This is a genomic window from Vibrio sp. A37 (assembly GCF_059777565.1).
Genome location: NZ_JBLNLI010000045.1, coordinates 1 through 4148 on the forward strand (window position 1 = coordinate 1; position 4148 = coordinate 4148).

Genomic DNA, 4148 nt, shown 5'->3' on the forward strand with positions numbered 1-4148 from the left:
TAATGGCTTATATCACCGCCCGCATTGGGCGATGCTTTACGCCAAAGTTCGGTAATAACTCGTTGTGTGGAGTGTCTAGCCCAACAAAAGCAGAATACTTTAAAACTTGTTATTCTTTTTCCAGCAAATGAATTATTGATTTCCCTACTACTATTTCTACTAGACTTTTACCTTTACCGGGCATTGTTTTTTCAATGTTGTCTGCCAAAAAATTCAGAGCATTTAGAAAACTTTTTCGGTCTCCATTTTTTGTAATTGAAGCCATCATAAGAACAATAGCACATTCGAATCCTTTATTGGAGTCTAAGGAGCTTAGCCAAGAGCATATAAAATCTTCTTCATTCGTGAAGTCTAGACTTTTGTTGATACTGGGCATCACTAATCCTGTTAACGCCTTATATAAGTCTAGAGTGGTCGGATAATAGCCCTGTAATGTACTTATCCTAGTATCGGTTGCTATAGATAACGACTCATACGTCAATGCTTCAATCCCACTTTTAAGAAAAATGTCCAAGATAGCTTCATTAAATCTGAGGTAGTTTTTTTCCTTTTGTATTCTGGAAATTCTGGGCATTACACGATCCTATCACATTCAATAAGTGACACGAGTATACATTATTCGTAAAAAACACGCAAAAAAATAATTATTAGGGTTTACTTACGGTAAAGATTATGTTTAAATGATTTTGAATGAACCACAAAGTCAACAAGTTGTACTTTATGGGGTCTTGGCCCTTGTAGCATTGATTACCATAAACGCCCCATATTTTTGGGATTTAATGATAGTGAATTTAAAGCACTTGCAGAGTCAAAAAATGAGGATTACTAAGATGATTTTAAACTCCTTGGCCACCCAAATTTACCACGCTGTGGATAATATATACCGAGAAAAGGGTATAGCCCATTTCAATGAAGTAAAAATATTATCTAAAGCTAAAGAAGTTGATCTTCATAAGGTGATTTATTGTTTAGTAGAGCTAGGGTACTTAAAAAAAAATCATCGAAAAATAAGAAAAGAAGGAATGTATTGTTATACATTTGAGCTAATACCTCAATATTCTAAAATACCTTTCTTAAAATAAAATCTTTTACCGACATCAAATCTTAAAAATTATTTTAATGAGAAATTAAAGTGATCATTATTAATGATTTAACGATGATAACTTTCAAATTAAGTTACTAATAATACCAATAAAATATAACCAATCAGATTAAATTAACACATGAGGAATAAATATATGCAGTGGCGAATAATATTAGCACTTCTTGCAATTTTTAATGCTACAAGTGCTATAGCTGATAAAACTATCGAAGAAAGAATAGAAATTCTTGAAGAAAGAGTAGAGAATGACGAATTTTTGTCTTCCGATGATGATGATAATAAATTTTCTTTTGGCGGATTTTTAAGTTTAGGCGTCGCGTATCAAAGTCAAAGGTATGGCTATGATGGAATGTCGACTGATACACACATAGATTGGAGTCAATCATCGTTAGTTGGGTTACAGGCCGATTATAAAATTAATGATTCTACTAGCATCGGCATCCAAGGTGTAGCAAAAGACCGAAATGATTGGTCTCTCGACGTAACTTGGGCATTTATTAAACATCGCTTTGATTCAGGAATTACTGTTCGAGCTGGACGCTTAGGCCTGCCATTATATATTTATTCTGACTATGTGGACGTTGGGTATGCGTACCCTTGGACTCGCGTCCCCAGAAACGTATACGCAATATCCGGTTTAACATCTTACACTGGTGTAGACGCTACGTATAACTTTGACTTTGATGCAGCGACCCTTCGTGTGCAACCATTTTATGGCTATGCTGTCGCAACAGATAATGAAACCGGATTTGGTGATATTAGTTTCCCTACATCATATGGCGTCAATTTCACTTTAAATTATGATGATATGATGTTTAGGCTCGTAGGAGCTAAAGGAAATGGCGCGACACTTTCCAGTAACATAGATGGCGGTACTGACCTCAAAGTTGACACTGGGTCTTTTGGCGATCAAACTCTTGCCTCTATTGATGATGATAATGCTTGGTTTTTAGGTACGGGTTTCACATATGATGATGGTGAGTATCTCGTCATTGGTGAGCTGATAAGGCAATATATTTCTGGTGATTATCCTGACTTTAATTCAGGTTACTTAACACTCGGTTATTACTATGAAGATTTCTTACCTTATGTAACAGCAGGTTTTTTACGTACAACTGATGATGAGTTGAGATCTTCAAACTCCGTATTTTCTCAAGCTTTTTTAAACCAGTTTTATAACACTTATTCTATCGGTGTTAGATGGGATGTATATGAAAATATAGCCTTAAAAGGTGACGTAACTTTAGTCGATAACTTCGGAGATACTTACGGTGGTTTATCGGGCAAAATTTTTGATGCTAATGGTACTGCAGACAGCTTGCTGGTCTATAGCCTAAGATTAGACGTAACATTCTAGGAGAAAGACAATGAAAAAGTTATTTTTGGTTTTAATTTTCTTCTTAGGGTGTGTAAGTACCGCAAGTTCACAAGTAGTCGTGATCGGTGCCAACAACATGCCGGAACTATCTAAATCACAAGTTAAAAATCTGTTTTTAGGAAAGTTACAAAAGGTTGATGGCGTTGACCACGTCAAAGTACTATATTTAAGCAAAGGGGACGCTTCCCGAGATGACTTCAATAAAAAAGTGTTAAAAAAACGGGAAAATCAGTTAAAGTCATATTGGACCAAGATGATGTTTACTGGAGAGGCTAAAATGCCCGACAATGCAGGAAATAGTACCGAAATGATCAAACTTGTAGAGACAGAACCTGGTACAATTGGGTATATCAACTCATCAGATCTTGTTGGTTCGGTGAAAGTCCTTTACAAATTAGAGTAAATAAGGTGCAACTGTGAGATCCCAAACCTCAACTAACAGCACATTTTCGGCCCTCATTTTCTCTATGAGGGTCTCATAAGGTGTCTTTCCTTTCAGTCCACCATGGGGTCTGTGATAGTCATGAAAAGCCTCCCATTTATCCAATTTAGCTTCTAAATCAACATCTCCTTTTGCGGTACAGTAGCTGATAAATCTCCAGTTTGTTGGTAAGGTGTGAACGCTCAACTCTCCCGTTTAAATCGGAACTTGCAGGCTTGATATATACATGCTCAAGACCTAAATCTTCACAGTGCCAATGGAGTTTCGACTGAAATTCATACCGGTTGTCTGTACGTATCATTTAGATCCGAAATGGAAACTTGTCGACGATGTAGTTAATAAAGTCAATGGCACACGCTTGGTTGTGTTTCTCGTAAACATTAAAAATCCTCATTCGGGTCACGTTATCAATAGCAGGATATTGGAATCGACGAACATTTTGCCGCGACTATCTTCGAAGGTAAGAAATTTCACATCGACTTGGACATGGTCGCCAGGTATATCGCTTAATAAATTTTAGTCTGCAATTTCGAAGGTTATGAGGAAGCCTATTGAGACCGTGTCTGCACAGAACGCTGTATACACCGGACATGGAGATTTGAGGGCATGGTTTGCTATTGATTAGACCGGCTTCACCTTAAAATTTGTGGTCCTTTTTCCAACGATAAAGTGTATCGCTAGAAATATCTCAATATCGACAACTCTTGCTGGCATTCTTGGTTTCTGCAGCGTGGGCTAAGATCTTGAGCTTTCTTCGAACTTCTTGCCCATCTTTTTTATTCATATTAACCCAGACTAACGTTAAGTAAAATATACATAATCTGTCATTTGAGATCTAAAAAGTCAAAATTTAATGAAAGGCGCTTTCCGATTGGTAAGTTCGCGGGCCTGATAAACATATTCACACTTGATGAGCTCATGAACCTAAAACCGAAATAAAAAAATAGTAGAAACCCGAATAGAAAGATTTCTACTTAAACAGTTCGACACTGTGGAGTGATCGTTTGTCAATAAACACCCGTTATTAAGGATACTAATAACTTCAAAACGACATTACCAAACACCATCTGATAATAAACCGAAAATCGTTTTGTTTAGGGATCTAGTTAACACTCAAACCATCCAAAATAAGCGAATTAAAATGCAAGTTACTTAAGTACTAGAGACTTAGTTGACATACTCCTCCCCATAAATGAGGAGGATTCTTAGTTCAACACGCCTTCACT

4 protein-coding genes and 1 pseudogene are annotated in these 4148 nt (G+C 36.6%); 3 read left to right on the top strand and 2 right to left on the bottom strand.

The annotated features are described in order from the left end of the window. Positions 1–109 precede the first annotated feature (109 nt). Positions 110–574: a hypothetical protein gene (locus tag ACM2FC_RS23310; protein WP_498483430.1), complete on the bottom strand. Its 465-nt coding sequence runs from the start codon at positions 572–574 to the stop codon at positions 110–112. A gap of 106 nt (positions 575–680) precedes the next feature. On the opposite strand from ACM2FC_RS23310, the gene ACM2FC_RS23315 reads away from it, so the two are divergent. From ACM2FC_RS23315 to ACM2FC_RS23325, 3 genes are all read left to right on the top strand, one after another. After that, the gene (locus tag ACM2FC_RS23315; RefSeq protein WP_498483431.1) at positions 681–1082 is read left to right on the top strand and encodes a hypothetical protein; all 402 of its coding nucleotides are present in this window, start codon (positions 681–683) and stop codon (positions 1080–1082) included. Between the two features lie 156 nt (positions 1083–1238). Continuing rightward, positions 1239–2459 carry a hypothetical protein gene (locus ACM2FC_RS23320; RefSeq protein WP_498483432.1) on the top strand — a complete coding sequence of 407 codons (1221 nt, stop codon included), beginning with the start codon at positions 1239–1241 and terminating at the stop codon, positions 2457–2459. Between the two features lie 10 nt (positions 2460–2469). Then, positions 2470–2883, top strand: a complete 414-nt coding sequence (locus tag ACM2FC_RS23325) for a type 2 periplasmic-binding domain-containing protein (RefSeq protein WP_498483433.1) — start codon at positions 2470–2472, stop codon at positions 2881–2883. A gap of 54 nt (positions 2884–2937) precedes the next feature. Here the strand turns inward: ACM2FC_RS23325 and ACM2FC_RS23330 are convergent. Beyond that, positions 2938–3706, bottom strand: a pseudogene (locus ACM2FC_RS23330) (integrase core domain-containing protein); the annotation flags it as partial. Between the last annotated feature and the right edge of the window lie 442 nt (positions 3707–4148).

What these genes read in the sequence shown, in the direction of transcription:
- ACM2FC_RS23310 (WP_498483430.1), bottom strand. Translation starts at nt 574, where the DNA reads ATGCCCAGAATTTCCAGAATACAAAAGGAAAAAAACTACCTCAGATTT.
- ACM2FC_RS23315 (WP_498483431.1), top strand. Translation starts at nt 681, where the DNA reads ATGATTTTGAATGAACCACAAAGTCAACAAGTTGTACTTTATGGGGTC.
- ACM2FC_RS23320 (WP_498483432.1), top strand. Translation starts at nt 1,239, where the DNA reads ATGCAGTGGCGAATAATATTAGCACTTCTTGCAATTTTTAATGCTACA.
- ACM2FC_RS23325 (WP_498483433.1), top strand. Translation starts at nt 2,470, where the DNA reads ATGAAAAAGTTATTTTTGGTTTTAATTTTCTTCTTAGGGTGTGTAAGT.